The sequence below is a fragment of the Nocardioides sp. NPDC059952 genome, from assembly GCF_042730435.1.
GTDB lineage: Bacteria > Actinomycetota > Actinomycetes > Propionibacteriales > Nocardioidaceae > Nocardioides.
Genome location: NZ_JBHWLY010000006.1, coordinates 76,791 through 102,157 on the forward strand (window position 1 = coordinate 76,791; position 25,367 = coordinate 102,157).

The 25,367-nt window shown below is 69.2% G+C and carries 22 protein-coding genes; 12 read left to right on the plus strand and 10 right to left on the minus strand.

What is annotated here, in order from left to right:
• The first annotated feature begins 101 nt into the window (after positions 1 to 101).
• Positions 102 to 311: an amphi-Trp domain-containing protein gene (locus ACFV9G_RS04545; protein WP_378725274.1), complete on the plus strand. Its 210-nt coding sequence runs from the start codon at positions 102 to 104 to the stop codon at positions 309 to 311.
• Between the two features lie 18 nt (positions 312 to 329).
• Here ACFV9G_RS04545 and cls read toward each other — a convergent pair whose 3' ends face one another.
• Positions 330 to 1,763 (minus strand): cardiolipin synthase, encoded by a 1,434-nt coding sequence (cls, locus tag ACFV9G_RS04550; RefSeq protein ID WP_378725276.1) that lies wholly within the window; start codon positions 1,761 to 1,763, stop codon positions 330 to 332.
• An 85-nt stretch (positions 1,764 to 1,848) separates the two neighbouring features.
• The gene (locus ACFV9G_RS04555; protein ID WP_378725278.1) at positions 1,849 to 2,247 is read right to left on the minus strand and encodes a hypothetical protein; all 399 of its coding nucleotides are present in this window, start codon (positions 2,245 to 2,247) and stop codon (positions 1,849 to 1,851) included.
• A 205-nt stretch (positions 2,248 to 2,452) separates the two neighbouring features.
• Here ACFV9G_RS04555 and ACFV9G_RS04560 point away from each other — a divergent pair, with 205 nt between their 5' ends.
• Genes ACFV9G_RS04560 through ACFV9G_RS04570 form a run of 3 tightly spaced genes read left to right on the plus strand, consistent with a single transcriptional unit; the run spans position 2,453 to position 4,842 of the window.
• Positions 2,453 to 2,839 (plus strand): carboxymuconolactone decarboxylase family protein, encoded by a 387-nt coding sequence (locus tag ACFV9G_RS04560; RefSeq protein ID WP_378725280.1) that lies wholly within the window; start codon positions 2,453 to 2,455, stop codon positions 2,837 to 2,839.
• Positions 2,811 to 3,932, plus strand: a complete 1,122-nt coding sequence (locus ACFV9G_RS04565; RefSeq protein WP_378725282.1) for an AI-2E family transporter — start codon at positions 2,811 to 2,813, stop codon at positions 3,930 to 3,932. The genes ACFV9G_RS04560 and ACFV9G_RS04565 overlap by 29 nt, the downstream gene beginning before the upstream one ends.
• A 7-nt stretch (positions 3,933 to 3,939) precedes the next feature.
• A complete protein-coding gene (locus ACFV9G_RS04570; protein ID WP_378725284.1) occupies positions 3,940 to 4,842 on the plus strand; it encodes a YhjD/YihY/BrkB family envelope integrity protein in 903 nt (300 codons plus the stop codon).
• Positions 4,843 to 4,866: 24 nt separating this feature from the next.
• On the opposite strand, the gene ACFV9G_RS04575 is transcribed toward ACFV9G_RS04570, so the two are convergent.
• Together ACFV9G_RS04575 and ACFV9G_RS04580 are read right to left on the minus strand one after the other, a co-directional pair.
• Positions 4,867 to 6,285: a DUF2252 domain-containing protein gene (locus tag ACFV9G_RS04575; protein WP_378725286.1), complete on the minus strand. Its 1,419-nt coding sequence runs from the start codon at positions 6,283 to 6,285 to the stop codon at positions 4,867 to 4,869.
• Between the two features lie 614 nt (positions 6,286 to 6,899).
• Positions 6,900 to 7,847 carry a 1,4-dihydroxy-2-naphthoyl-CoA synthase gene (locus ACFV9G_RS04580; protein WP_091045109.1) on the minus strand — a complete coding sequence of 316 codons (948 nt, stop codon included), beginning with the start codon at positions 7,845 to 7,847 and terminating at the stop codon, positions 6,900 to 6,902.
• A gap of 73 nt (positions 7,848 to 7,920) precedes the next feature.
• On the opposite strand from ACFV9G_RS04580, the gene ACFV9G_RS04585 reads away from it, so the two are divergent.
• From ACFV9G_RS04585 to ACFV9G_RS04600, 4 genes are all read left to right on the plus strand, one after another.
• Positions 7,921 to 8,301, plus strand: a complete 381-nt coding sequence (locus tag ACFV9G_RS04585; RefSeq protein ID WP_378725288.1) for a MerR family transcriptional regulator — start codon at positions 7,921 to 7,923, stop codon at positions 8,299 to 8,301.
• Positions 8,298 to 8,633 (plus strand): thioredoxin, encoded by a 336-nt coding sequence (trxA, locus tag ACFV9G_RS04590; RefSeq protein WP_378725290.1) that lies wholly within the window; start codon positions 8,298 to 8,300, stop codon positions 8,631 to 8,633. Before ACFV9G_RS04585 ends, trxA begins: the two co-directional genes overlap by 4 nt.
• Before the next feature lie 55 nt (positions 8,634 to 8,688).
• Positions 8,689 to 9,138: a nitroreductase family deazaflavin-dependent oxidoreductase gene (locus ACFV9G_RS04595; protein WP_378725292.1), complete on the plus strand. Its 450-nt coding sequence runs from the start codon at positions 8,689 to 8,691 to the stop codon at positions 9,136 to 9,138.
• Between the two features lie 80 nt (positions 9,139 to 9,218).
• Positions 9,219 to 9,821, plus strand: a complete 603-nt coding sequence (locus ACFV9G_RS04600) for an ACT domain-containing protein (RefSeq protein WP_378725369.1) — start codon at positions 9,219 to 9,221, stop codon at positions 9,819 to 9,821.
• 6 nt (positions 9,822 to 9,827) lie between these two features.
• Here ACFV9G_RS04600 and recD read toward each other — a convergent pair whose 3' ends face one another.
• The 3 genes from recD to recC are packed head-to-tail and all read right to left on the minus strand — an operon-like array spanning position 9,828 to position 18,228.
• The gene (gene recD, locus ACFV9G_RS04605; protein ID WP_378725294.1) at positions 9,828 to 11,582 is read right to left on the minus strand and encodes an exodeoxyribonuclease V subunit alpha; all 1,755 of its coding nucleotides are present in this window, start codon (positions 11,580 to 11,582) and stop codon (positions 9,828 to 9,830) included.
• On the minus strand, positions 11,579 to 14,860 hold the full coding sequence (locus ACFV9G_RS04610) for a UvrD-helicase domain-containing protein (protein WP_378725371.1): 3,282 nt from the start codon (positions 14,858 to 14,860) through the stop codon (positions 11,579 to 11,581). Before ACFV9G_RS04610 ends, recD begins: the two co-directional genes overlap by 4 nt.
• Positions 14,861 to 14,862: 2 nt before the next feature.
• Positions 14,863 to 18,228, minus strand: coding sequence for an exodeoxyribonuclease V subunit gamma (gene recC, locus ACFV9G_RS04615; protein ID WP_378725296.1), 3,366 nt, complete (start codon positions 18,226 to 18,228; stop codon positions 14,863 to 14,865).
• Between the two features lie 108 nt (positions 18,229 to 18,336).
• Here recC and ACFV9G_RS04620 point away from each other — a divergent pair, with 108 nt between their 5' ends.
• Positions 18,337 to 19,728: a hypothetical protein gene (locus ACFV9G_RS04620; protein WP_378725297.1), complete on the plus strand. Its 1,392-nt coding sequence runs from the start codon at positions 18,337 to 18,339 to the stop codon at positions 19,726 to 19,728.
• Positions 19,729 to 19,737: 9 nt separating this feature from the next.
• Here the strand turns inward: ACFV9G_RS04620 and ACFV9G_RS04625 are convergent, their stop codons facing one another.
• A complete protein-coding gene (locus ACFV9G_RS04625) occupies positions 19,738 to 20,085 on the minus strand; it encodes a hypothetical protein (protein WP_378725299.1) in 348 nt (115 codons plus the stop codon).
• Positions 20,086 to 20,501: 416 nt separating this feature from the next.
• Between ACFV9G_RS04625 and ACFV9G_RS04630 the strand changes: the two genes are divergently transcribed.
• From ACFV9G_RS04630 to ACFV9G_RS04640, 3 genes are all read left to right on the plus strand, one after another.
• Positions 20,502 to 20,900 carry a hypothetical protein gene (locus tag ACFV9G_RS04630; RefSeq protein ID WP_378725301.1) on the plus strand — a complete coding sequence of 133 codons (399 nt, stop codon included), beginning with the start codon at positions 20,502 to 20,504 and terminating at the stop codon, positions 20,898 to 20,900.
• 519 nt (positions 20,901 to 21,419) lie between these two features.
• Complete coding sequence (locus ACFV9G_RS04635) at positions 21,420 to 22,268, plus strand: hypothetical protein (protein WP_378725302.1); 849 nt, start codon at positions 21,420 to 21,422, stop codon at positions 22,266 to 22,268.
• A 109-nt stretch (positions 22,269 to 22,377) separates the two neighbouring features.
• Positions 22,378 to 24,267 carry a DUF5107 domain-containing protein gene (locus ACFV9G_RS04640; protein ID WP_378725304.1) on the plus strand — a complete coding sequence of 630 codons (1,890 nt, stop codon included), beginning with the start codon at positions 22,378 to 22,380 and terminating at the stop codon, positions 24,265 to 24,267.
• Between the two features lie 6 nt (positions 24,268 to 24,273).
• Here ACFV9G_RS04640 and ACFV9G_RS04645 read toward each other — a convergent pair whose 3' ends face one another.
• The gene (locus ACFV9G_RS04645; protein WP_378725306.1) at positions 24,274 to 24,771 is read right to left on the minus strand and encodes a PGPGW domain-containing protein; all 498 of its coding nucleotides are present in this window, start codon (positions 24,769 to 24,771) and stop codon (positions 24,274 to 24,276) included.
• Positions 24,772 to 24,827: 56 nt separating this feature from the next.
• On the minus strand, positions 24,828 to 25,202 hold the full coding sequence (locus tag ACFV9G_RS04650; protein ID WP_378725308.1) for a DUF805 domain-containing protein: 375 nt from the start codon (positions 25,200 to 25,202) through the stop codon (positions 24,828 to 24,830).
• Positions 25,203 to 25,367: the final 165 nt, after the last annotated feature.

Below are 25,367 nucleotides of genomic sequence, written 5' to 3' on the forward strand. Positions count from 1 at the left end.
GCGTTCTGTACGACCACGGTCTCCATGTCGGCGGGGTAGGTTGCAGGCGTGTCATCTGCCGGGCGCACCTCAACGTCAGACAAGGAGTCGGAATGGAACTGATGGAAGTCACTGAACGGGCACGGCTGCGTCGCGAGGACGCCGCGGCTCGCCTGCGTGCCCTCGCCGACGCGCTCGCCAGCAACAACGAGGTCGAGTTCGAAAAAGAAGGACTGCGCTTCAAGGTGCGCGTCCCCGACGAGGTCGACTTCAAGCTGGAGGTCGAGATCGGGGACGACGAGCGCGAGGTCGAGATCGAACTGAAGTGGTGACCGGAGGCTCGACGCGGACTACTGCAGCGCCGCGGTCAGCCTCATGACGTTGTCCAGGTAGGCCGCGCCGCGAGACCGTGTCAGCCAGTCCTCGAGGAGCAGCTCCTTGGAGATCGACCGATAGTTGTCCTCGACCTTGCGCATCTCGGCGACGACCTCGGGTCCGAGAAGCATCAACGAGACCTCGTAGTTCAGCACGAACGAACGCATGTCCATATTGCTCGATCCCAGGACCGCGACATCGTCATCGACGCTGAAGAATTTCGAGTGCAGGATCGCGGGCGCCGGATACAGGTAGATCCGCACCCCCGCGCGCAGCAGCGCCTCGTAGTAGGAGCACTGGGCGTGGTAGACCATGAACTGATCTCCGGCCTCGCTCACGAACAGCTCGACCTCGACTCCCCGCTGCGCGGCCGTGGTGATGGCGTACAGCAGCGACTCGTCCGGCACGAAGTAGGGGCTGGTGATCGAGAGCCGGCGTTGCGCCGAGTACAGCAGGAGCGTGAATGCGCGCAGGTTGTTCTCCGTCGAGAAGCCCGGCCCGCTCGGGATCACCTGGCCCTCGATGTCGCCGGCCGGGGTCGGCACCGTGCCGAGCTCGTCGGTCAGCTTGACCTCCGTCTCGCTGTACCAGTCGGTGCAGAAGAGCAGGTTGAGAGCGCTGACCGCGGGTCCTTCGACGCGGGCCACCAGCTCCGTCCACTCACGGCCCAGCTTGTGGTTCGCGGGCTTGTTGTAGCCGGGCTCGATCAGGTTCTGCGAGCCGGTGAAGGCCACCATCCCGTCGATCACCAGGATCTTGCGGTGGTTGCGCAGGTCCGGGCGGCGCTTGAACGGTGCGATCGGCAGCATCGGGTGCCACTCGATGCCGGATGCGTCCAGCCGGGCAGTGAACTCCTTGTACCCCGGGATGCCCTTGGATCCGAGGTGGTCGAAGAGCAGACGTACCTTCACCCCTCGATCGACGGCCCGCGCCAGCGCCTCGTAGAAGGGGCCGGTCACGTTGTCCCACGCGGTGATGTAGAACTCGACGTGCACCCAGGCGGAGGCCTTGTCGACCTCGGCGGTCATCGCCGCGATGGACTCGGCATAGACCGGGAAGAGGTCGATCTTGTTGCCGGGCGTCACCGGCTGCGCTCCCAGGTTGCGGCTCAGCGTCGCCACCGAACGTACGTACGCCGGTCCGGGGAAGTCTCTCTCGAGTGTGGGCACGTGCGCCGCTCGCTCCGCCACGAGCGCGTTGACCTCGGCCTGCTGTTCGTTACGACGGCGCCCGAGCTTGGTTCGCCCCAGGACGAGGAAGATCACCCACCCGAAGAGCGGCACGACCAGGATCAGGAGCAGCCAGGCCATGCCGCTGGACGGCCGCCGGTTCTTGGGCACCACGCCCAACGCGACGATCTTCAACGCGAGGTCGATCAGGTAGAGGGAAGCGACGATCCATGGGGCCATGGTCGGAAGTCTGGTGCTCGCCCGGCCACGCGTCCTCACCCAAGATGCGTGAAGACCGACGCCGCGGCCGAACCAGGGCGGGGGCTCAGCAGGTTTCCTGGACGTCGGTGATGAGAGTCCGTACGTCGCTGCCAAAAGTGGAAAGCGCGGTCGCCGCGGCACTCAGAGTGGCGGCGGAAGCACTCTCCTTGGCCGCGTCGAGGCTCGCCGCGAGCGCGTCGTAGCTGGCTTGGACGGCGTCGATCTGGCTGGAGAACTCTGTCTTCGCGTCGGACTCGACGTCGGACAGGTCCGCCCCGATGGCCTCGAGTCCGCTCTCCAGGTCGGCCAACGCGCCCGAGGACGTCACGTCGATGTCCCGCACCTCGTCGACCGATGTCTGGAGGTCGTCGACGGAGCTGCACACGGCAGGTTGGTCTTCGCCGCACCCGGTCAGCGGTGTGGCCAACGCCAGCGTCAGGACAACGGCGGGGATGAGCCTCATGGAACCCATCCTTCGCGGGGACGGGTCCACTTTCGTCACACAGAAGACGTGAACATCGTCGACCGGAGCCTCGGGCTCCCCGGCGATCGCGCTTCACCAGATCTACATGATGCGGACCGAACCGTGGTGGGGGTGAATGAGGCGTACGGACGGCGAATCGAAGGGTCGCGGTCGAACTCAGAGCGAGCCGGAAGGACGGGCCGGAGTGCACTACGCCGATCGACTCCACCGCCTGGCCATCAACCAGACGGAGTGGTCCGAAGACCCCACCTACGCGGCTGACGAAGCGTGGCGCGAACCGACGTTGGATGCCCGAACGCTGGCCCTGGTCCGGCTGGCCGCGCTGGTCGCGGTCGGGGGCGAGGTCCCCTCCTACGGTTCGGCTGCGGATGCGGCCGTCGACGCCGGCGCGAGCGCTGCTGAGGTCGTCGACGTGCTGATCGGCGTCCTTCCCGTCATCGGTACAGCACGCGTGGTCGCAGCCGCTCCCCGACTGGCGATGGCACTCGGATACGACACCGACGCGCTCGAGCAGGAACACCCGGCCGGGACAGGAGATCCTCATGAAGCACGCCTCCACCACCGCGCCTAGCGAGCTTCGGCCCCGATCGTTCGCCTGGACATTGTTGCTGGGTGCCGCCGCGCTGACGCTCGCGCTGGCCGGCGTGAGATCCGTCGCGGACATCGTCGGGCCGGTCCTCATGGCCGTGGTCATCACGATCACGTTGCACCCGATCCGCCTGTGGCTGGAACGAGGACGGCTTCCCGGGTGGGCGATCTCGACGCTGATGCTGGCCGCTGCAGTCCTGCTGCTCTCGGTCTTCGCGGTGGCCCTGATGGTCTCGGTCGGGCAGCTGGCCGCTCTGGTGCCCACGTACGCCGACCAGATCGCCGAGGGTGTCGCGAACGTGGGGAACACCTTGCGGGACGCGGGGGTCGAGCAGCAGCAGATCAACGCGGTGGTGAACGCGTTCGACCCGGGTCAGATCATCGACGTGGCCATGTCGGTGCTCGCCGGCACCCTCGGCGTGGCCACCGATCTGTTCTTCCTGATCACGGTGCTGCTGTTCGTGGCCTTCGACACGGACTCGACGCGCCGCAGCCTGAAGACGTTGGGCGACCGGTTCCCCGACCCGGTCGCCGCGCTGGACAACTTCGCCCACGGCACCCGCAACTACATGGGTGTCTCGGCGGGCTTCGGGCTGATCGTCGCGGTCATCGACGGGGTCGCCCTGTACCTGCTGGACGTCCCCGGAGCCTTCGTGTGGGCGGTGCTTGCCTTCGTCACCAACTTCATCCCGAACATCGGCTTCGTCATCGGCGTCATCCCGCCAGCCCTCATCGCCCTGCTCGACGGCGGCGTCGGCCTGATGGTGACCGTCATCATCGTCTATTGCGTCATCAACTTCGTGATCCAATCCATCATCCAGCCTCGGGTGGTGGGCGACTCGGTCGGTCTGTCGGCGACGTTGACGTTCCTCTCGCTGGTGTTCTGGACCTGGGTGATCGGACCGGTCGGCGCGCTGCTCGCCGTCCCGTGCACGCTGCTCACCAAAGCCCTCCTGGTCGAGGCCGACCCGCGCGGCAGGTGGGCCCTGCCTCTGATCTCAGGGAAGCCGGACACCGAACCGGGGCCGGAGCGGGCCGCCCCTGCCGAGCTTCAGCCTGAGGGAACGCCCGAATGAGATCGGCATGGACTCGAACGACGGGACTCCGTCCCCGGAGAGCCAGACCGGCCCGGCCGCCGATCCTGTCCGGGCCCGCGTCGACGCCGTCCTAGGACGTCTGCCGGCCGGGTTGCAACGGCGGCTGGGATGGCTGCTCGACAGGCAGCTGGGACGGATGCTCCTGCGGGCAGTCGCAGGGCTCAGCCGGATCGAGGTGTTCGACCGGTCGATGACCATCGCGGCCCAGTTCTTCACCTCCGTACTCCCGGTACTCATCCTGCTCGCCACCCTGGGTTCGAACGGCGACAGGTTCGCCGACGAGATCGAGATGCCGGAGCAGACCCGGCAGGTACTGGAGGGAGCCGTCGACAGCGGCGGTGCGGCGTTCGGCATCGTCGGCGCCGTCTTCGTGCTCGTCTCGGCCACGAGCCTGTCTCGCGCGCTGGCCCGCGCCTTCGCTGCGATCTGGGCAGTGCCGCGCCCACCGACCAGGCTGAGCTATGCCTGGCGGTGGCTGGCCGTCGTCCTCGTCTTCGCGCTCTCCCTGGTCCTCGTCCGAGCTGCCGGTGAGCCCCTCGGCGCCCTCCCGCCTCGGGAGCTGTGGCCACGGGTGGTCTCGTTCGCCTGGGACGTCGCGGTCGCGGCGTTCATCCCCTGGGCGCTGCTCGCCGGCGCCGTTCGCGCCCGGATGCTGATGCCGGGTGCGCTGCTGTTCGCTCTCCTGATGATCACGGTCCGCCCCGCCACCCAGGCATGGCTCCCCGGGGCACTCGAGGCAAGCGCCGACCGGTACGGATCCATCGGCGTCGCCTTCACCTACCTGACCTGGCTCTACGTTGCCGCCTTCTGCTTCCTCACGACCGCGCTCGTGGGCCAGGTGGTCACGACCGATCCCGGGTTGCTCGGTCGACGCTTACGGGGCGACTGACGACACGGCTGGTCGAGGGCACCCTCAGCCCCGCTGAGCCACGACCCGCCCTTCATCGACCGCACGACGCAGCGCTGCGTAGTCCCGCTCGTTCTGGTCGGCGTAGGCCTCCGCGAACGTCGAGACCGCCCGATCGAACCGATCACCGGAGCCGAGGTAGCTCGCGATGGCGACCGGGTCACCGGAGCGTGCGTGGGCCCTGGCCAGCGTCCACCCACACATCCGGGCGTACCCGGTCATGGCAGTGGGATTCATCGCCTCCACGATCGCCGAACCCTTGCCGTCCCACAGCTGCCGGACGAAGAAGTCTCGCTCGACGCCGTCGAGCCCGCTCGCCCTCACCCAGCCGAGCATCACATCGCTCGCGGACTGCATCAGTCGCTGCCCCTCGACGACCCGCTGACCGTGGCTGGTGTACGCGCTCTTGCCGAGGAAGGGTTCCAGGACGGATGCCGTGGCCTCCTTGGCCTGGAGGAACAGCGGGTCCCGGTCATCGTTACCGATCAGCAGCACGATCCAGGCGCGGGTGCCGACGCTGCCGACCCCGACCACCTTGCGTGCGGCGTCGGTGAAGCGAAACCCCTCGAGGAGGTGCCGATGGTCCCCCTGCAGGGTCCCGCGGTAGATGTGCAGGATGGCGTGGAGCGTGTCTTCGAGCTCATGGAACTCGTTGTCGGGCATCAGCTCCTGGATCCTTGCGATCATCGGAGGATCGTGGATCAGGCGCGGACGTCCGTCCACGATCTCCACGAGCTTCGAGAAGGCCTTCAAGCTGTTCTTCGCCTGGGCCTTGGCCACGTTCTTGCGGAAGCGCTTGAGCTGTTTGCTCTCGACCTGCGAGCTCACCAGAGCGTCCAGCTCGTCCATGTCCAAGCGGGCGTACCACACGTCGAGCTTGCGCATCCGCGCCAGCTCCCGCATCGCCTCTCGGTAGGACGATGCGGCAGCCATGGTGACGGCCCTGCGCGCGGCATCGTCGAACTCACGGTCACGCCCGGCGACCGCAAAGCTCGCCACCATGCGCTTCACGTCCCACTCGAAGGGGCCCGGCAACGTCTCGTCGAAGTCGTTGAGGCCGAAGACCAGGCGCCGGTCCGGTGCGGCGAACGACCCGAAGTTCGACAGGTGCGCGTCGCCGCACAGCTGGACCGTCAGGTCCGTACGCGGCGCACCCGCCAGATCTGCCGCCATCAGGTAGGCGGAACCACGGAAGAACGTGAACGGGTCCACCAGCATCCGGCCGTAGCGGAGCGGCACGAGCTCTTGCACCCGACTGCTCCCCTGCTCCTCGAGGAGGGCGACAGGGTCGGCCCGGTCGGGCGCCGGTCGCCACTCGCCGTGCACCGAACGCGGGACCTCCGCTCGTGCCCGTCGGCCCACCGAAGCCCGCTCCGCCAGGGTGAGGTGGTGGGGCCGAGGTGCCTGGGTCTCGATCGAGCTCATCGCTCCATGTGACCTCACCCGCCCGCCATCGGCATCACGCAGCCTGTGTGACGCGTCGCGGCGCTGCCTCATTGAGCGACGCGTACGACTCCGCGCCCGCGGTCAGCCGGACCCGCCCACGCAGCACGTGCAGCGTTGCCTCCCCCGGAGACTCGTGCTCCGCGACCAACCGGCCGTCAGCGAGCGCAATCAGCGTCTGGCGGCTGGTGGATCAGACGGCGATGACCCTGCGCGCAGCCGCGGCTTTCACGCTACCTCGGTTGTGGACCCTGCACCGCCACACCGTCCAGGGGGCGTGCGGTCAGCGCTGATCCGACGATGGGTCCGCATCGGGCTCATCGCTCGGGTGCAGCGCACCCCCTTCGCCTTCCCAGCGATTCTCCTGCTTGTCCTCAGCAGCCGTGCGTTTCCGGTGCGGCCAGCGCAAGATGTCTCGCACCCGATCCTGGATTCTTCCCATCGACACTCGTCCCATCGATGACATTCGTCGGCAGATTCTTCCGGACAGCACCCCGCAGCGGGGTTGTCACCACTTTAGACGGAAGTGCGGCCGCTAGCCCCTGCCTTCGGCGATCCAGCAAGGTTCCAGGCGTCGGTCTCAACCGTTCACGCGGTCAGTAGTACCAGGGGTAGGGCGACCAGTCGGGCTCGCGCTTCTCCAGGAACTGGTCGCGGCCCTCCTGTGCCTCGTCGGTCATGTAGGCCAGGCGGGTGGTCTCACCGGCGAACATCTGCTGGCCGACGAGGCCGTCGTCGAGGAGGTTGAAGGCGTACTTCAGCATCCGCTGGGCCGTGGGCGACTTGCCGTTGATCTTGCGGCCCCACTCGAGCGCGACATCCTCGAGCTCGGCGTGCGGGACGGCGCGGTTGACGGTGCCCATGCGTACGCCGTCCTCGGCCGAGTACTCCTCGGCGAGGAAGAAGATCTCGCGGGCGAACTTCTGGCCGACCTGGCGGGCGAGGTAGGCGGAGCCGTAGCCGCCGTCGAAGCTCCCGACGTCGGCGTCGGTCTGCTTGAAACGCCCGTGCTCGGCGCTCGCGAGCGTCAGGTCGCAGACCACGTGGAGGGAGTGGCCGCCACCGGCGGTCCAGCCCGGGACGACACAGATGACGACCTTCGGCATGAAGCGGATCAGTCGCTGGCACTCCAGGATGTGCAACCGGGCGAGCTTGGCCTTGTCGATCGGGGTCGGCTCCTCCGCGCCGGTCCGGCCGGCGGCGTACGCCTCGGTCTCCTCGTACTGGTACCCGGCCTTGCCGCGGATGCGCTGGTCACCGCCGGTGCAGAAGGAGTGCTTGCCGTTCTTGGCCGAGGGGCCGTTGCCGGTGAGCAGGACGCAACCGACGTCGGCTGAGGTCCGGGCGTGCTCCAGCACACGGAGGAGCTCGTCGACGGTGTGCGGGCGGAAGGCGTTGAGGACGTCGGGGCGGTCGAAGGCGATGCGTACGGTGCCGTGCTCCTTGGCCCGGTGGTAGGTCAGGTCGGTCAGATCCTCGAAGCCCTTCACCTCGTCCCAGCGGCTCGGGTCGAACGTGTCGGAGACTCCCTCGATGGCGCTCATGGGCCTGAGGTTATCCGCCCCGGTGGCCGCAGGCTTGACCTTGCCCCCCGGGGCAAGGTCTACCGTCGTACGCGTGCAGATCAAGGAGCTCGCGGATCAAGCCGGCGTGACGGTGAAGGCGGTGCGCTACTACGAGTCGCGCGGCCTGCTCGCGCCGCGACGGGCGGGCAACGGATATCGCGACTACGCCGAGGTGGATGTGCAGGTCGTACGGGAGATCCGCGCCCTGCTGTCGCTCGGCCTCACCGCCGAGGAGACGCTGCCGTTCGTCGACTGCCTGCGCGCCGGCAACGACCGTGCCGACGTGTGCCCCGCCTCGCTCGACGCCTATCGGCAGCGCATCGCCGAGATCGACCGGCGAGTCACCGAGCTGACCGCCCTGCGCGGCGAGCTCGCCGGACTGCTGCACGATGCCGAGTCCTATCGACCGAACCCAGAAGGAGACAAGCGATGAGTCAGACCGCCGTGATCGAGGACATCACCGATGCCCAGTTCGTCGAAAACGTACTCATGTCCGAGACGCCCGTGCTCGTGGAGATCTGGGCCGAATGGTGCCCGCCCTGCCGGCAGCTCGCACCGATCCTCGAGAAGATCGCCGCCGAGCGGGCCGGGACCCTGCGGGTGGTGAAGCTCAACCAGGACGAGAACCCGGCCACCTCCGCCGACTACCGGGTCATGGCGGTGCCGACGATGCTCCTCTTCCGGGGTGGGAGGCCTGTGCTCCAGATGGTCGGCGCGCGGCCGAAATCGCATCTCGACCGCGAGATCGACAAGGCCCTCGCCTGATTCGGCCGGCTCGGAATACTCGGAATAGTCGTCGCCTCGTGGTGTTGTAGTGGGCATGACCGAACTGCAAGGTGAATATGTCCCGAGCACGGCCGGCTGGGTGCGCGAGCAGGTTGCCGCGTTCGAAGCCTCCAACGGCGCCGAAGGCAACGTCCTCGAGCGCGACGGCAAGCCGATCATCCTGATCACCAACCGCGGCGCGAAGACCGGCGCGATCCGCAAGACCCCGCTGATGCGCGTCGAGCGCGACGGCCGTTACCTCGCGGTCGCCTCGCTGGGCGGCAGCGACAAGAACCCCGCCTGGGTGGCCAACTTCCGGGCGTACCCGGATGTCGCCCTCCAGGACGGCGACACCAAGAAGGCGTACGTCGTCCGCGAGCTCTCCGGGTCCGAGCGCGACGAGTGGTGGGACTACGCCGTGAAGACCTGGCCGACGTACGGCGAATACCAGCCCAACACGTCCCGGATCTTCCCGCTCTTCCTGCTGGAGCCGGCCGACAAATAGGTCACCAATTGACCGGTGTGTAACCGGGACAGTGCCACGACTGTCGGTTCACGACGCTAGGGTCTATGGCCATGCCGTTCCTGCTACGCGTCGAGCTGCCCGATGTCCCGGGTTCACTCGGTCGCCTCGCCTCTGCCATCGGTGAAGCCGGTGGCGACATCGAGGCGATCGAGATCGTCGAGAAGAACAAGGTCGACGGGAGAGCTGTCGACGATGTGCTCCTCGAGACCCAACCGGGAACGATGCCGGACTCCATCGTGTCGGCGTGCAACGAGCTCGACGGCGTGCACGTCGTCTGGATCTCCCGCTACGCCGCCGGCGGCAACCTCTTCCTCGACCTCGAGGCCGTCGAGGACCTCACCGAGAACGCCCTCGAGGCGCTCGACCGGCTCGTGGACGTGCTTCCCTTGACCTTCCGTGCCGACTGGGCCATCCGCGTCCACCGCGTCAAGGGCATCAGCCGAGCCACCGACGGCTCGCCCGAGAACGTCCCGTTCATCGAGCTCGACCGCCCCGAGCGGATCGAGGTCGACGGCGAGGACGAGAACATGTTCGCCGGCGCCCGCATCGACGGCAACGAGATCGTGATCATCGGCCGCCGTGGCGGCCCCGACTTCCTCGACTCCGAGCTGGCCCGCCTCGGCCATCTCGCCTCCCTCGCCACCTCGATCGCGCGGTCCTGACGCAGCTCAGTGGCCGAGCCGCTGGCGGAGGCCGGAGGCGCGCTGGGCGCGATGGGTGATCGCGGCGGTGACGGCGTCGGGGGTGCCGACGATGCGTACCCGCTCCTGGGCTCGGGTGACCGCGGTGTAGAAGAGCTCGCGGGTGAGCAGCGGCGAGTCGTCGGGCGGGAGCAGGACGGTGACGGACCTGGCCTGGCTGCCCTGGGACTTGTGGACGGTCATCGCGTGCAGGGTCTCGATGTCGCCGAGGCGTGAGGGCGCGTACGTCGCACCACCCGCGATCGCGACGCGGAGGTCGCCGGCGGCATCCTGATAGGTGACGCCCGTATCGCCGTTGAAGAGCCCCAGGCCGTAGTCGTTGGCGGTGACGAGGACCGGGCGGCCCGGGTACCACTCGTGACCCCAGCCGATGCCGAGCGGCTCGCCGGTGGTCTCGGCGAGGCCGCGCTCGATCTGCCGGTTCCAGTGGGCGACGCCCCAGGGCCCGTCGCGGTGGGCGCAGAGGAGGCGCGACTCGTCGAGCATCCGTACGCAGCGCTCCGCATCACCCGCGAGCGCAGCCTCGTGAAGAGCGGCGGCGTGAGCGACCAGGCCACGCTCGACGCTCGCCATCGCGGGCTCGTCGGCGGGGTCGATGAGCTCGACAGCGTCGTCGCCCGACTTCAGCACGTCGAGCGCCGCGTCGGCGTCGCCGACTCGCAGCGCCTCGGCGAGGGCGCCGATCGCACCGCCGAAGCGATGGGTGGTGCGGAGGGCGGCGACGGCGTCGGGCGAGCGCACGGCGAGCCCTGCGACGAGGTCGGAGAGCACCGCCCCGGCCTCGACGCTGGCGAGCTGATCGGGGTCACCGACGAGGATCAACCGCGCCTCCGGGCGCACCGCCTCGAGGAGCCGGGCCATCATCGTCAAGGACACCATGCTCGTCTCGTCGACGACGATCACGTCATGCGGAAGCCGGTTGGTGCGGTGGTGCTTGAACCGGGTCGAGGAGCCGGGCCGCCAGCCGAGCAGCCGGTGCAGGGTCGACGCGGTCAGTCCGTCGAGCCGGGAACGGTCGGCGGCGGTGAACTGCGGCGCCCGTTGCGCTCCCTCCACCGCCTCCTGCAGCCGCGCGGCCGCTTTGCCGGTCGGCGCGGTCAGCGCGACCCGCAGCGGGACCGAGGACTGCTCGGCGAGCAGCGCCAGCAGCCCGGCCACGGTCGTCGTCTTACCGGTCCCGGGTCCGCCGGTCAGCACCGTCGTCGACTGTCGGGCGGCGGCGAGCGCGGCGGCCCGCTGCTCGGCGTAGCCCTCGCCCGGGAAGAGCCGGGCCGCGCTCGCCTCCAGCAGGGCCTCATCGGCCACAGGTCGCGGTGAGGCCAGGCGGGCGAGCAGGTCGTCGCGTACCTGGCCCTCCTCGCGGTGATAACGGTCGAGGTAGAGCAGGCCGTCCGCGACCTGCACCAGGGACTGCGCGGCCAGGGGGCTGTCGGCGACCGCCTCCAGCCAGCCGGCCTCGCTGGGCCAGGGCAGTGTCTCTTCGGTCTCCCGCAGCGCGGCCAGGTCGACGCAGACCGACCCGTGCCGGACAGCGCGGACCGCCAGCGCCACCGCCAGCCGCACCTCGTCGCGCTCTTCTCCGGCGAGCGCGGCGGCGCGGGTCGCGACATGTACGTCGGCCGCGGTCAGTACGCCCTCGCGGTTGAACGACGCGAGCAGGCCGGTCGCGGACCTGGCCAGGCGTGCGTCGAAGGGGTCCTCGGACTCCCACCGCTCGATCATGAGGCCACTCCATCCGGAAGAGTTCCGTCCAGCAGGTCGGACAGCGCCACCGCCAGGGACGCGGGTGGCCGCCAGGTGAAGACGCCGGTCGGGATGCCGTCGACGACGGGGGTGTCCGGCCCGAGCATGCCGCGCACGTAGAGATAGAGCACGCCGCCGAGATGGGTCTCGGGGTCGTATCCGGGCAGACGCCAGCGCAGGAAGCGGTGCACCACCGCGGAGTAGAGCAGCGCCTGCAGCGGGTAGTGGGAGTGCAACATGGCCTCGGCGAGCTTCGGCTGGGTGTAGTCCATGGCCTCGACGCCCAGGAAGTTGGTCTTGTAGTCCACGACGACGAACCGGCCGCTGGGCAGCCGCAGCACCACGTCCACCGAGCCGGTCAGGTAGCCCCGCAGCGACTGGTCACCCAGCGGCGGAGCCTCGAGCCGGTCGGCGTACGTCACCATCGGGTCGTCCGACGGAAGATGCTCCCGCAGCAGCGGGGCGAGATCACGCAGGCGTACGTCGGGCCCGCCGGCGTTGTCGCCACCGGCCAGCGGGATCTCGAAGTCGAGCTCGCGCAACCGGTCGCGCAGCGGGATCTCGGCCAGCGTCAGCCCGTCGGCCAGCGGGCCGAGCGAGGTCAGGTTGAGCGGCAGGATCGCGGTCGCGAGATCCTCGGCGGAGGCCGGCACCGGCCACCAGCGGAGCTGCTCGCGGGTCCTCGTCAGCAGCTCTTCGCCCAGGTCAGGGGCCTGCGGGTCGGTGTGCTCCAGGACCGCGTGGACCAACGATCCGAAGCCGGCGCCCTTGGGCAGCTCGGCCATCGGCGAGAGCTGCGCCTCCTCCACGGGGGTCTCGACGAGATCGACGTCCTCGGCGATGGGCTCGTCGTCCGTGCCCTCGACCTCCGGCTCCGAGGTCGCCGCGACGCCCTCGTCGACCCGGATGAGCCCCGAGTAGGACGTACGCCGCCACTCCGCGTCCACCTCGCGGGTGAACCGCCTCGCGGCGAGCCTGCCGGGCGGCGCTTCTCGCACCGGCTGCGCTGCAGTCACCGGCACCGCTTCCTCGGCTGTCGGACCGCCGTGGCGCGCGACGTTGCTCAGCAGACTCGCCGCGTCCTCGTCGCTCGGCACAGCGACATTGTCAGGAACCGCCGCTTGGCCAGGACCGCGCCCGAACAGCAGCCGGTGTAGGCCGCCGGTGGCGGTGTTGGCGGTCGGCGCCCACCACGCGACGACCTGGGACTGCGCCCGGGTCAGCGCGACGTACAGATCTCGAAGCTCCTCCCCCAGCTCCTCGGCCTGGTGGCGCGCCAGATGCTGTGCCCACTGCGCACCGGTCCGGGTGACATCGATCGTCCGCTGTCCCTCGGCGTCATGGAAACGGGCGACCTCGGGGTCGCGCACGAAGAAGTCGTAGGCGAAGGGCAGGTAGACGATCGGGTACTGCAGGCCCTTCGACCCGTGCACCGTCACGATCTGCACCGCCGCGGCGTCCGAGTCGAGCCGCCGCGGCCGCTCGGCTGCGGCAGAACGCCGCCGCTCGTCGCGGAACCAGGCCAACAGCGCCGGCAGCCCGAGCGAGTCGCGCACGGAGATGTCGTGGAGCAGCTGCCCCAGATGACGTACGTCGGTGAGCAGCCGGTCCCCGTCGGTGCGCTGCAGGACGCGCGCGGTGAGCCCGCGCTCCTCCGCCGCCTCGATCAGGGCGGCGACACCGCGGCCACGCAGCAGCAGCGCCCAGCCGCGCAGCGTGTCGGCGATGCGCGAGGTCAGCGCCTCGCCGCCCGCGTCGAGCTCGGTCGCGGTGTAGCCGAAGAACACGCTCAGCCCCGCCGCGCGCACCAGCGGCGTCCGGTGGGGCGAATCGAGCGCCTGCAGCAGCGCGAGCCAGTCCTCGCCGGCGGGCGTCAGGAAGACGTCACCGCCGCCGGCCATCACCGCCGGGATGCCGTGCTCCTGCAGCACGCGCTGGACCAGCAGCCCGTGGGAGCGGATCGCGACGATGACCGCGACGTCCCCTGCCTGGACCGGTCGATCGCACCACGTGGCGGCCGAGCCGAGCAGCACGGCGATGTCGCCGGCGAGGTCACGGGCGATGTGGGTGCGCGCGTCGCCGGCGGTGATCATCTTGCCGCGGGTGAGCTTGAAGCCGCCGCGGCCGACCCGGCGGATCCGGAACGGCGACGGATGCGGGGCACCCGCCAGCCGGGAGCCGTCGTGATGCGCCTTCACGTCGTGGACGACGATCTCCGGGGAGCCCAGGGCCGCGCCTCGCAGGACCACCTGGAGCCGCTCGACCAGCGGCTCGTCGCTGCGCCAGTTGGTGTCGAGCGTCGCCTGCGTCTCGGCCGCCCGGGCGGCCGTCAGATAGGTGAAGACGTCACCGCCGCGGAAGGCGTAGATCGCCTGCTTCGGGTCACCGATGAGCACGAGGGTGGCGTGGCCCTCGAAGGCGCGCGACAGCACCTGCCACTGCACCGGGTCGGTGTCCTGGAACTCGTCGACCAGCACGATCCGCCAGCGCTGTCGCATCCGCGCCCGTGCGGGCGCCGACGTGTCCTCCAGCGCGACCGCGAGCCGGGAGAGCAGGTCGTCGTAGGAGAGCACGCCGCGCATCTGCTTGCGCCGGTCGACCTCGTCTCGGACCGCCTCGGCGAACCGCACCCGCGCGCCTGCGACCGGATCCTCGGCCGGTGCCGGGGCCAGCACCGACTGCGGGTCCTCGACTGCGGTGCGCGCCAGCCCCAGCGCGTCGTCGCGGTCGAACGGCGGTCGCTCCCGGGCCTCGCCGAACCACTTCAGGTAGAGGTCGTCGACGACCTCCACGACCAGCTCGTCGAGCGACTCGACCAGCTCGGCGCCGGCATCGGTGTCACCAGCCACGCCCAGCGACCGCAGCACGAGCTGGCAGAACTGGTGGGTGGTCGCGATCGTCGCCCCGTCGAAGGAGGCGAGCGCGTCACGCACGCGCTCGTGGCGCAGCCGGATCTCATCGTCGGACACGTCCAGCAGCAGCTCGAGGTGGGCGTCGAGCGGGGTCGGCCGCTGCCCGGCGACGGCGGCCGCGAAGGCTCGCTCGGCCTCGACCAAGTGGGAGCGCACCCGGTCGCGCAGCTCCTGGGAGGCGGCGCGGCCGAAGGTGATCGCCAGGATCTCGTCGAGAGTCGCCTCACCCTCGACGACGTAACGGGTGACCAGCGCGCCGATCGTGAAGGTCTTCCCGGTGCCTGCCGAGGCCTCGATCAGCGTCGTCCCGGTCGGGAGAGGACCGGTCAGGTCGAATCCGTCCATGCTCACCAGCTCCCCTGCTCGGCCGTGAGCAACGGCGACCAGACCCGCATCGCGAGCGCCCCGAAGCGGGACGTCTCCCCGTCGAACTCGTCGCCGGCCTCAGGCGCGTCATCCAGACCAGGGATCCCGGCCCCCTTGCCCCAAGCCCGCACCTGCTCCACATCGGACTCCTCGCCCTCGAACCGCCCGTCCTTCCACTCCCAGCCGGCCTTGTAGAGCGCGTCGTCGACGCCGGCCTGGGTCCGTCGCTGGCGCGCGTAGGCGAGCGAGGTCTTCAGCGGCAGCGGCAGCGGTGCGGCGAGCCCGCGGTCGCGCAACCGCACCAGGTCACGGAGCACATCGACGGCGGTGTGGTCGAGCGGCCCGAGCTGGGAGAGCCCGAACGGCGTACGCGACCGGGAGTTGCCCGGACGGCCCAGCGTCCAGGCGCTCCAGGCGCGGTCCTCGTCGGAGGCGGCCAGTGCGACCAGCTGCACCCACGACTCGATCCGCTGCTTGGCGCCCAGGCGGGAGTACGTCACCGGAGCGAGCCGATCGCCGTAGACCTGTGGGACGGTGCCGGTCAGGCGCCGACCGTCGCCGAGATCGACCTCGACGTCGACGGCCCGCGCCTGTCCGGTGGAGATGCCCGCCTGCCGCACCCGCAGCGCCTCCGCCGCGATCGGCTTCGCCTTGGTGATCACGTCGGTGAGGATGCGCCAGCCGAGCCACTTCGGAGGCAGTACGCCGCGTCGCCACTCCTGCTGGGTCGCCTGCTCCTCCGACATCCCGGCGAGCAGGTCGTGGAGCAACCGGTCGCCCACCGACCACTGCCCCAGGCCATCGAGCTCGACCGGCAGGCCGTCGGAGAGCGGGTCGTCATCACGCGGCAGCGCCAGGTCCAGCCGGTCGCGGAAGAACGCACGCACCGGCGCGCGGTAAAAGGCCAGCAGCTCCTCGAGCGTCAGGTCTCCGGCGGCGGCCGGCGCCAGCGGGGCGGGCAGGAACTCCGGCGGTTCGACACGGTCCGACACCGCGGCAAGGGCGCCGGCCTCGGCGGCCCTGTCGAAGGAGAAGGAGTGTCCGGCCACCAGCGCCCCGGGCGTCAGGTTGCGCGGGTCGAACGGCTGCAGCGGGTGTCTGGTCGTCACGACCTCCTTGACCGGCCTCCCGTCGGCGGAGACAGCGGTCGCGTCCAACGCGTCCAGCAGCTCGCCGAGCGGCACCGCGGGCGGCCGCGGCTGGCCCGAGTACTCGTTGGCGCCCGTGTAGGTGACCACGAGCGTCTCGGTCGCCGCCAGCAGCGCGTCGAGGAAGAGCTGCCGGTCCTCGCTGCGCAGGTCGCGCTCGCCGGTCTGCGGGTCGCGGGCCAGCAGGTCGTCGCCGTCGGTGATCCCGACCCTGGGGAACACCCCGTCGTCCATGCCGAGCAGGCAGACCACACGATGGGGCACCGAGCGCATCGGCACCAGCGTGGACACGGTCAGCGTGCCGGTGCGGAAGTTGGCACGCGTCGCCCGCCCGGCCAACCGCGCGCCTAGGAGCGCGCGCACGTCCGGGAGTCGCAGCTCGTCGACCTCATGCCCCGCTGCGGCGTCCCGCACCCGGGACAGCTCCCTGGTCACCTGGCCCGACTGCCACTCGTCGTTGGTCGAGACCGACGTCAGCGCGGCGACACCGTCCTCGATCACCTCGAGCCAGTGCTTCAGCGGATGCACGCCAGCCAGCTCGTCGGTCACCTGCTCCAGCCGATCGACGAGCTCGGCGAACTTCCCCGCCAGCTCGACGCTGCCGCTCCCCACGTCGTCCAACGGCAGCGTCGTGTCCAGCCAGGTCGCCGAGTCCTCGGACATGGCCACCCCGGTGAGGATCCGGTCCATCCCGAAGCGCCAGGTGTTGGCGACGTACGTCTCCAGCCCGAAGGGCTCGCGGTGCTCCGCGTCGAAGCCCCACCTGATCCCGGCGTCCTTGGCCCAGTCCTCGAGCTGCTCGAGGGCATCGTCGTTGAGCCCGAACCGGCGCCGCACCGGATCGAGGTGAGCAAGATCGAGTACGTCGCTCACACCCGCCCGCCCGCCGGCCAGGTCGAGCAGTCTGGTGGCCACGTCCAGGAGCGGGTTCGTACGCGTCAGCGACCGGTCCGCCAGCTTCACCCGCAGGCGGTGGGCGGGGTGTCCGTTCTCTCCGGTCATCTCCCCCAGCCCGAACCCGGCCTCGATCAGCGGCGCGAAGGTCTCGATGTCGGGGCACATCACCAGGACGTCCCGCGGCTCCAGCGTCGGGTCCTCCTCGAGCAGCCCCAGCAGCACCTCGCGCAGCACCTCCACCTGCCGCGCCTCGCCGTGGCAGGCATGCACCTGGATCGAACGATCCTCCGGCTCGAGCACCCGTCCGGCTGCTTCTCCGACCGTGTTGCCGCGGATGTCCCCCTGCAGCCACCCGAGCAACCTGCCGTCGGTCGCGAACGCGCCATCGGCGATCGACTCTCCCGAGAACTCGGTCAAGGAGCGCTGCAGCTCCCGGGTATCGCGCCCCAGCGTCGCCAGCAACGGATGCCCGACCGCATCGTGCGAACGGTCCGCCGTCCGCGCGACCGTCCCGTCCAGCCCGGCGAGCGCCGCCCACAGTTCCTCGGAGGGATGCGGCAGCCACAGGTGCACCTCCCGGTGCTCCCCCAGCGCCGCGACCAGCTCGACGTCGGTCGCCGACAGCCGGGTGTGGCCGAACAACGAGACCCGCTCCGGCAGCGCGAACTCCCCCGGCGCCTCCTTCAGCTTTGCGACCGTTGCGGCCTGCCGCTCCACCGGCGACGGCCCGCCGACCAGCCCGGCGACGGCCCGCCACAGCGGCGGCTGCCAGCTGAGGTCGTCGGCGATCTCTGCGCCCAGCCCGTCGGTGTCCCGCCCCGCACTCCAGTCCGCGACCACCGCCGGCCGCTGGTCCGCGTACGCAGCGAACAGTCGCGCCAGCCTCCTTGCCAGCGCCAGCCGCCTTCCCCGCCGACGTACGCCTTCCTCCGTCGCATCCCCGTGCCCCAGATGCAGCGCGAGCGGCCTGGCCCAGGACTCGTCCAGCGCTGCGTCGATCGCCGCCAGCACGGGCCAGGTCAGCGACTCCGGCGCCCAGGGATCCTCATCCCCCGTTCCCTCGATCTCGGCAAACAGCGACCAAGGCGTGCGGAAGTCGACCCCCGCACAGATCCCGTCGGACCGCCCATCCGCTGCCCCGAGCCGATGCGAGAGCCGCTGCGACAACCACCGCTCCACCCCCCGCGCCGGCACCACCACGACCTCTGTCGCGAACGGGTCCCCCAACGGCACCGACAGCTGCTCACCGAGCGAGTCGGCGAGCAGATCGGTCCGCGGTGCGCGGTGCAGATGTACGACCACAGACCGCAACCTATCGGGCCCCACCGACATGAATCCTCAGGGCTCAACACGAGGCCTTGAGCGTGTCCAGTCTCCCGAAGACGGACGCCATCGACGATATTTGGCGCCATGAAGATTCGTCTCGGGATCATCGTGGCCGCGTTGACGCTATCGGCGTGCAGCCTTTCGACTTCGACATCATCCGCTCCCAGCAGGAGTCCGAGCACTGCCGAGTCGTCGGTACCACCCACTCTCGAGCCGGGCGAACCTCCGTACTATCAGCCGCTCTGGACCTTGAACGATCTCGGTTTCAAGATCGATGTGAGCACGCAGTTCGAGATCGTCGGGGACACCGCGCTCATCCGTACCGACCTGCTTCCGGAAGCAGCTGAGGAGCACGCGCCCGACCGCATACCGCCAGGCGAGTACGCCGACAGCCAGTGGTTGGCAGCGGTCGACATACCGACCCGCGAGGTCATCTGGGAGATGCCTGTCGACAGGTTCTTCGCGGTGCTTGAACTCGGCAAGTACCAGGCGATCGTCGATACGTCGGATCCCGCTCTGTATGCCGCCGACGGCAAAGTGGTGGTCGGCTTCCGAGGCCACACCAACGCAACATCGGCCACGCTCACTGGGGTAGCCAGCATCGACCCATCCACCCTGGATGTCAGATGGGCGAAGCCATACAAGCAGGTCGTAGATCGCGAAGGCATCACGGTCAAGCGGCAGTTCGTCGGCGCGCACGACGGCCTCATCATCCAGACAATCGAGGAGTACACCGGTGGCAGCCTCGACGGTGAGCCCAAACGCACGCGGTTCCGCACGACTCAGGCATTCGACGCGTCCACCGGCGAGGTCGCATGGGAGCGCAAGAACCTGTTCGCCGTATCTGTCTCGAACGGAGTCGTCCTAGCCCGTACGCTGCCCGACGACGCCACGGCGGAGAACGGGTCGCCGTTCGCTGCTGTGGACGCGACTACCGGCAAGACGATGTGGCAGACCAAGTGGCGCACGAATCTCTTCGGCGTCTCCACAGCGTGGGTGATGTTCGACCGGGACGACAACGACCCCAGGAAGAACGATCCGAACAAAGGCGTGTACGCGCTCGGGACGGGGGCAAAGAAGGTCGGCTTTGCCAAGAACGAGCGCCCGGCTCTTCCAGCAGGTGGGCGCGGCGTCGACCGAATCTTCCCAGCCGGAGATGGTGTGGTGTGGGACGTCAGTGGCCGTGGCCAGGACAAGATCGGTTGGCTGGCCGACGGGGCCGACGCACCCGTTCGGCAGAACTACGATGCGGCGACTCACCTTCTGTCGCCAGTCGTGGTCAACGACCACCCTTTGACCTACGACTTCTTCGATCCGTGGACCTTTCTCGATGACGCCTCGAACCCGGTCGGGGAGCCCCTACCGTTCGAAACCCGCGAGAACGACGTCGGCCTCTCGGGCAACTATCTCTTCACGACACCGAGGGACACGGACACATTCGACGCGACGATCACGCTCTACAGCCTGATCCAGTAGCCCTCGAGTTCAGCCCTCAAACTTGAACGACGGCATCACCTGGTTGATCAGTTCGTCGATCTGCTCTCGGGTGGCGAACTCGTTGATGAACGTCCAAGCCACGCTGGCCTCAGACTCCCCGATGACAGCGCCATACTCGTCGTACGAGTTGACGTCGTCCTCGCTACGCAGGTGGTAGAAGGTGACCCCGGCGTACTCGACGTCAGGAAGGCGCTTGGCGTTGGGCATGGAGCCTTTGAGGATCTCGAGCGCCGAGGTTGCTAGCTCATTCGTGTTGGCCGACAGAGTCAGGTCAGCGTCAAAGATCCCGGAGCCCGGTGAGTACCCATCGGCGTCCTTCGGCGCGCGAAGAACCATGCTTCCGTCCTCCGGCCGCACGTTCCACCCGGCAGGCGCCGTGAGCCGCGCGCCGTCGACCTCGGCCGTCTCGCCTTCGGACGTCGGGGCAGTCGGAGACCCAGAAGCCGACGTGCTCGCTGGTGCGGACGCAGTCTTAGGCCCGGAGGGCTCGTCCGTTCCACCGCACGAGCAGAGCACACATACAGCCAAAGCCGACACTGCCGTCAGCGCCAAGCGTCGGGTCAGATGCGTCCGAGATCGAGTCATGGCGATGAGGATAGTGGCTCATGGCGGTTGACATTAACCGTGACGATACGCGGGAAGGTGTCTAGACTTTGCCCACCGCTTGAAGACACTCGGGGGAGGCCGACATGACAGGACCAAAGTCCACGGGACTCAATGAGGCCATGGTCACCAGGATCAAGGACGTCCTCATGGAGTCGAAGGACGAGATCTACAAGGTCCATGTGGACAAGCCAGCAGGCAACTCCCTGGGGGGCAGCGCCACCGCCACCCGGCTGGAGAAGTTGATGAACCTCGCCACCGATCGGATCAATTCGACCCTCTCGGAGACCAACGAGGCGCTCGTCAACTTCGTCGACGGCCTCGACGACGCTGTGCGGGCGGTCAAGAACGCAGACACAGACGCGGATCGGGCGTTTCGAAAGATGGACACCGCAGCCGATCTGATCAGCAAGCCGTTCTTCGAGAACCTGATGAAAGACGACCGCCTCAACCTGCCTGATCTCCCGCTGCCGTTCTTCCCAATATCCGGCGAAACGCTGGAAGAGATCGCCTCTCGCTCCGAGTACGGCCAGAACAAGGAGGGCTGACCTATGTCCGCAGTCAAGGGCGGGATGATGGCGATCCTCAAGCAGTATGTCACCACGGCGAACCCCGACGATGTTGAAACCCGTCTAGATGACTGGGCGCAGGCCGGCAGAGCACTGCGACGCACGGCTCAGGATCTCCTCGCTGCAGCCGACAACCTACCGAGTGCGTTCGAAGAGACGTCGCTTACCACTGAGGCTGCGCAGAAGGCGTTCAGAGACTCGGCTAAGAGGCTGAGTCACAAGGCAGACCAGTTGGATGCAGCCGTCAAGGCCTTGAGCTCGGCTCAGAAGACGACCCGCACCGCCATGGAGAAGCACGCCCAACTCGAGCTTTCGCTCCCCGCCAACCATGGTCCGGCGCCTGACCCATCGGACCCGAAGTACGCGCAGAGTGGAACGGGAGTTGACTCCACCCAGGCAGTCCAGAATCAGAAGGCACTTCAGGCAGACCGCGCCGCGCACGCCGCCCGAGAACAGGCGATCGCGGATGCAGAAGCGGCCGCGGCACAGCAGATCCGAGTGGTCGACAACGACAACTACGACGCCGAGCCGCCGGTCCGCGAGATCACCGACGACCCCAACGCGGAGCGCGGTGACGCGCCGACCGCCCCGTCGTCTCCCGGTTCCTACAGCCAGATCGCAGCATCCAAGGCCCGGATGGAGAAGTACAACTCCGGCACCCTCTACCCCGACGGCTGGGGTCACGAGCTGATCGCCCAGGAGAAGGCGAACATCGCGGGCTACGAGGCAGAGAACAAGCCCGAGTGGAACGGCACGCAGTGGATCAACGCGGACGGCACGCCCGCGCCCTCGACGTCGTACGCCATGGTCGAGACTGCTGACGGCCTCGCGCCGATGGCCGGCGGAAGCGGCGGCATGGCCGCGCTGGCGATCGCTGGTGGCGGGGCTCTGCTCAGTGCTGGCGTGGCGAAGGCGCTTGCCAACCGGTTCGCGTCCGGGTCGGCTGCGAAGGCAGCGACACCCAGCGCCACGTCGAGGTCTGCGGCCGCCAGGGGCGGCGCTGCCGGTGCCCGCGCGGGTGCCGGGGCCGGCGCTGGTGCACGCGGGGCCGGCGCACGTGGCGCCGGCGCAGGAGCGGGTGCGCGTGGCGCCGGTGGGCGTGGCGGCCGAGGCGGGCCGACGGGAGCGGGCAGCCGTGGCGGACGCGGTGGAGCCGGCGGGGCCGGCGGCCGCGGCGGCAAGAAGGACGAGAAGAGGAACGGCCAGGACCAGGACTGGCAGGCCGACTACAGCGACGACTGGACCGAGACGGCGAGCGACGTCCTGGATCCCAACGCGGCCCGCGGCTGGACTCCCAACCAGCCCCAGGGCGACGACACCGACAAGAACGGCCGCAAGCCCTCGTAGGAACAGCGCTCGCTGAATCGCCGGTCTCTTCCACGGCCACAACCGTGGAAGAGGCCGGCGGTTCGCATTGTCCGGGTGGCAGTGGCCTCAGCCTGGTTGGATGGTCGCGATGACCACGCTGAGGACGGATCGGCTCTCGATCGAGGGCGCCGAGGACCCGATCGATGGGCCGCTGCCGTTGCTGCACGGGGTGCCCAGGCCGGGGTTCGAACCCGGTGCCGCGCCCTATCCGGACATGGCGACCAACCTCGAGTACGGCCGCCCGAGCACGCTGCTGCCGTACACGGCTCAGGACTCCTACACCCGCCGACGCAAGATGCGTGAGCTGCCGAGCCTGGTGCTGGAGAACGAGCTGCTCTCTGCCACCTTCCTGCCCGGCTACGGTGGGCGGCTGTGGTCGCTGGTGCACCGGCCGTCGGGCCGCGAGCTGCTGCACCGCAACCCGATCTTGCAGCCCGCCAACCTGGCGCTGCGCGACGCCTGGCTGGCCGGCGGGGTCGAGTGGAACCTCGGGGCCACGGGGCACTGGCCACTCACCTGCTCCCCGCTGCACGCCGTGAGCCTGACCGCGTCGGACGGCACCCCGGTCCTGCGGATGTACGAGCTGGAGCGGATGCGGCGGGTCGTGGTCACGATCGACGCCTGGTTGCCCGCCGGATCCCCGGCGCTGCTGGTGCACGTCTCGCTCCACAACCCGGCACCGAACCCGACGCCCGTCTACTGGTGGACGAACATCGCGGTGCCCCAGGGCCCGGACGTACGTGTCGTCGCCCCGGCCGAGCGGGCCTTCCATTTCGACTACGCGGAGCAGCTGAGGCTGATCGACTTCCCGCAGACGGCTGGCGGTGACCAGAGCTATCCGGCGAGGTTCCCGCAGGCGGCCGACTTCTTCATGGACGTCCGGGGCGACGAGCGCCGCTGGATCGCCGCGCTCGACGGCGACGGCCGCGGGCTCGTCCAGACATCCACCGACCGACTCGTCGGCCGCAAGCTCTTCCAGTGGGGCACCGGTGCGGGCGGGCAGCGGTGGCAGGAATGGCTGTCCGGGCCGGACGCTGCCTATATCGAGATCCAGGCCGGCCTGGCACGTACGCAGCTCGAGCACCTCGCGCTGCCCGGCGGCGAGACCTGGGAGTGGGCCGAGGCGTTCGGCCTGCTCGAGGTCGACCCCGAGCGGGCGCACGGCTCGTGGGAATCGGCTCGGGCGGCGGTGAACGAGGCGGTCGAGATACTCGTCCCGAGGGCCGAGCTGGAAGACGCGCTCGGCGAGGCAGGACGCTTCGCACCGCCCGCGGACCTGCTCGCCCGCGGGTCCGGGTGGGGCGCGCTCGAGGTCGCGGCCGGCGCTGTGTCGGCGGACCCGCTGCGTCCGTTCGGGGCCTGCGGCGACGATCAGCAGCCCTGGCTCGATCTGCTGCAGCACGGTCGGCTGCCGGTCAGCGACCCGCCCGCGGCTCCGGTCCTCGGTGCGCACTGGCGCGAGCTGCTGGAGGCCTCGGCCGACGACTGGCATGCGTGGTACCACCTCGGCCTGCTCCTGCTGGCCGACGACGACCGCCGCGGAGCGCGCGAGGTCCTGGAGCGGTCGGTCGCCGACCACCCCAACCCCTGGGCCCTGCGCGCCCTCGCGCACCTCGCAGAACCGGCGGACCCGCCTGCTGCGGACCTCCTGCTCGAGGCCCACCGCCTCCGTCCCGACCTGCGCGAGCTCACTATCGAGCTGCTTCAGGCGCTGATCGCGGCCGATCGACCCGCCGAGGCGCTCGAGGTGATCGCCACTCTCACCGACGCGGACCGTGACCACGGTCGGATCCGACTGTGCACCGCGCAAGCAGCGCTCGCCGTGGGCGACCTCGACCGGGTCCGTCAGCTCCTCGACGCGGGCATCACGGTGGACAACCTCCGCGAGGGCGAGACCGCCCTGGACACGCTCTGGCTCGCCGTCCGTCCCGGCGAGCCGGTACCGCCTGCGTACGACTTCCGGATGTCCTCCGACTGAGGGCCGTCAGGCGACCTTGTTCATCTCACCCGTGTGCTCGATGTCCTCGTCAAGCTGGCGACGAGCAGCGGGGTGGCCGTGGAAGCGGTGGTAGGAGTAGCCCAGGATGGCGAGGGCGATGACGCACGACCCCAACAGCGTGACACCGGTCCAGTCGCCGCCCAGAAGCCAGAAGGACGCCTCGAGGGGCCACCAGTGGGGCGCCGGCGGGTTGATCAGGAAGACGACGCCGACGGCACCGATGGAGAGCGCCCCCAGGGTCGAGGCCACGATGCGCGGCCAGGTCTCGACGCCCTCGGCGACACCGCGCATGGCGCGGAGGCGGACCGGCTCGACATAGCGGCGAGCCCAGGCGTACTGGCGGGAGAGCACCGCCAGCCCCCCGAAGAGCATCAGCAGCCCAGGCCCCGGCAACACCATCGCGGCGATACCGGCGACCACGAGCAGCCACCCAACGGTCTCGTAGGCGAGCCGCTTCGCTGCGGCTCCTGCGAGGGACTTCATGCCAATAGCCTGCCATTCGGGGACAACCCCGAGAACAACTAGGGGAATTTTACGCCTCATGCGGCCAGGTCGTACTTGACACCCTCAGGGCTCGGGAAGGTCAACCAGAGCACCGCGAGGACGATGTCACCGATCACTGGTACGACCAGGATCAGCTGCCACCACCCGGAGCGGTTGATGTCGTGGAGCCGCCTCGCACCGAGCGCGATGGTCGGCAGGAAGGCCACCAGCCCGTAGATACCGACGACGAGGCTCACCACCTCGTTTCGCGCCAGCACGAGGACAATGAGCATCAGAAGGTTCACGAGCATCGGCCAGAGCAGCTCAGTGCGGCTGGCGCGACCCGAGAATGTCGCGTACTTCTTCCAGAACCGCGCGTACGCCTCGGTGATCGAGGCCGCACGAAGCGGCTGGCTCAAGGGGATCGTCACGGGCAGGAACCTTAGGTGGCGGAGATCGGCTACGTAAATGTCTGGCCGGGCATCTGTTCCAGATACGAACAAAGTTCATCTTCCCGTAGGAAACGGACGCAGACGGAAAACAACAGGGGCGGGGGACGGGAAGAATTAACTACGCCCCCCCAGAGCAGTGGTGTA

What these genes read in the sequence shown, in the direction of transcription:
- recD (WP_378725294.1), bottom strand. Translation starts at nt 11,582, where the DNA reads ATGATCGAGCGGTGGGAGTCCGAGGACCCCTTCGACGCACGCCTGGCC.
- ACFV9G_RS04645 (WP_378725306.1), bottom strand. Translation starts at nt 24,771, where the DNA reads ATGAAGTCCCTCGCAGGAGCCGCAGCGAAGCGGCTCGCCTACGAGACC.
- ACFV9G_RS04565 (WP_378725282.1), top strand. Translation starts at nt 2,811, where the DNA reads ATGAAGCACGCCTCCACCACCGCGCCTAGCGAGCTTCGGCCCCGATCG.
- cls (WP_378725276.1), bottom strand. Translation starts at nt 1,763, where the DNA reads ATGGCCCCATGGATCGTCGCTTCCCTCTACCTGATCGACCTCGCGTTG.
- ACFV9G_RS04555 (WP_378725278.1), bottom strand. Translation starts at nt 2,247, where the DNA reads ATGAGGCTCATCCCCGCCGTTGTCCTGACGCTGGCGTTGGCCACACCG.
- ACFV9G_RS04545 (WP_378725274.1), top strand. Translation starts at nt 102, where the DNA reads ATGGAAGTCACTGAACGGGCACGGCTGCGTCGCGAGGACGCCGCGGCT.
- ACFV9G_RS04630 (WP_378725301.1), top strand. Translation starts at nt 20,502, where the DNA reads ATGGAGTCGAAGGACGAGATCTACAAGGTCCATGTGGACAAGCCAGCA.
- ACFV9G_RS04620 (WP_378725297.1), top strand. Translation starts at nt 18,337, where the DNA reads ATGAAGATTCGTCTCGGGATCATCGTGGCCGCGTTGACGCTATCGGCG.
- ACFV9G_RS04640 (WP_378725304.1), top strand. Translation starts at nt 22,378, where the DNA reads ATGACCACGCTGAGGACGGATCGGCTCTCGATCGAGGGCGCCGAGGAC.
- trxA (WP_378725290.1), top strand. Translation starts at nt 8,298, where the DNA reads ATGAGTCAGACCGCCGTGATCGAGGACATCACCGATGCCCAGTTCGTC.
- ACFV9G_RS04610 (WP_378725371.1), bottom strand. Translation starts at nt 14,860, where the DNA reads ATGGACGGATTCGACCTGACCGGTCCTCTCCCGACCGGGACGACGCTG.
- ACFV9G_RS04570 (WP_378725284.1), top strand. Translation starts at nt 3,940, where the DNA reads ATGGACTCGAACGACGGGACTCCGTCCCCGGAGAGCCAGACCGGCCCG.
- ACFV9G_RS04595 (WP_378725292.1), top strand. Translation starts at nt 8,689, where the DNA reads ATGACCGAACTGCAAGGTGAATATGTCCCGAGCACGGCCGGCTGGGTG.
- ACFV9G_RS04625 (WP_378725299.1), bottom strand. Translation starts at nt 20,085, where the DNA reads ATGGTTCTTCGCGCGCCGAAGGACGCCGATGGGTACTCACCGGGCTCC.
- ACFV9G_RS04580 (WP_091045109.1), bottom strand. Translation starts at nt 7,847, where the DNA reads ATGAGCGCCATCGAGGGAGTCTCCGACACGTTCGACCCGAGCCGCTGG.
- ACFV9G_RS04575 (WP_378725286.1), bottom strand. Translation starts at nt 6,285, where the DNA reads ATGAGCTCGATCGAGACCCAGGCACCTCGGCCCCACCACCTCACCCTG.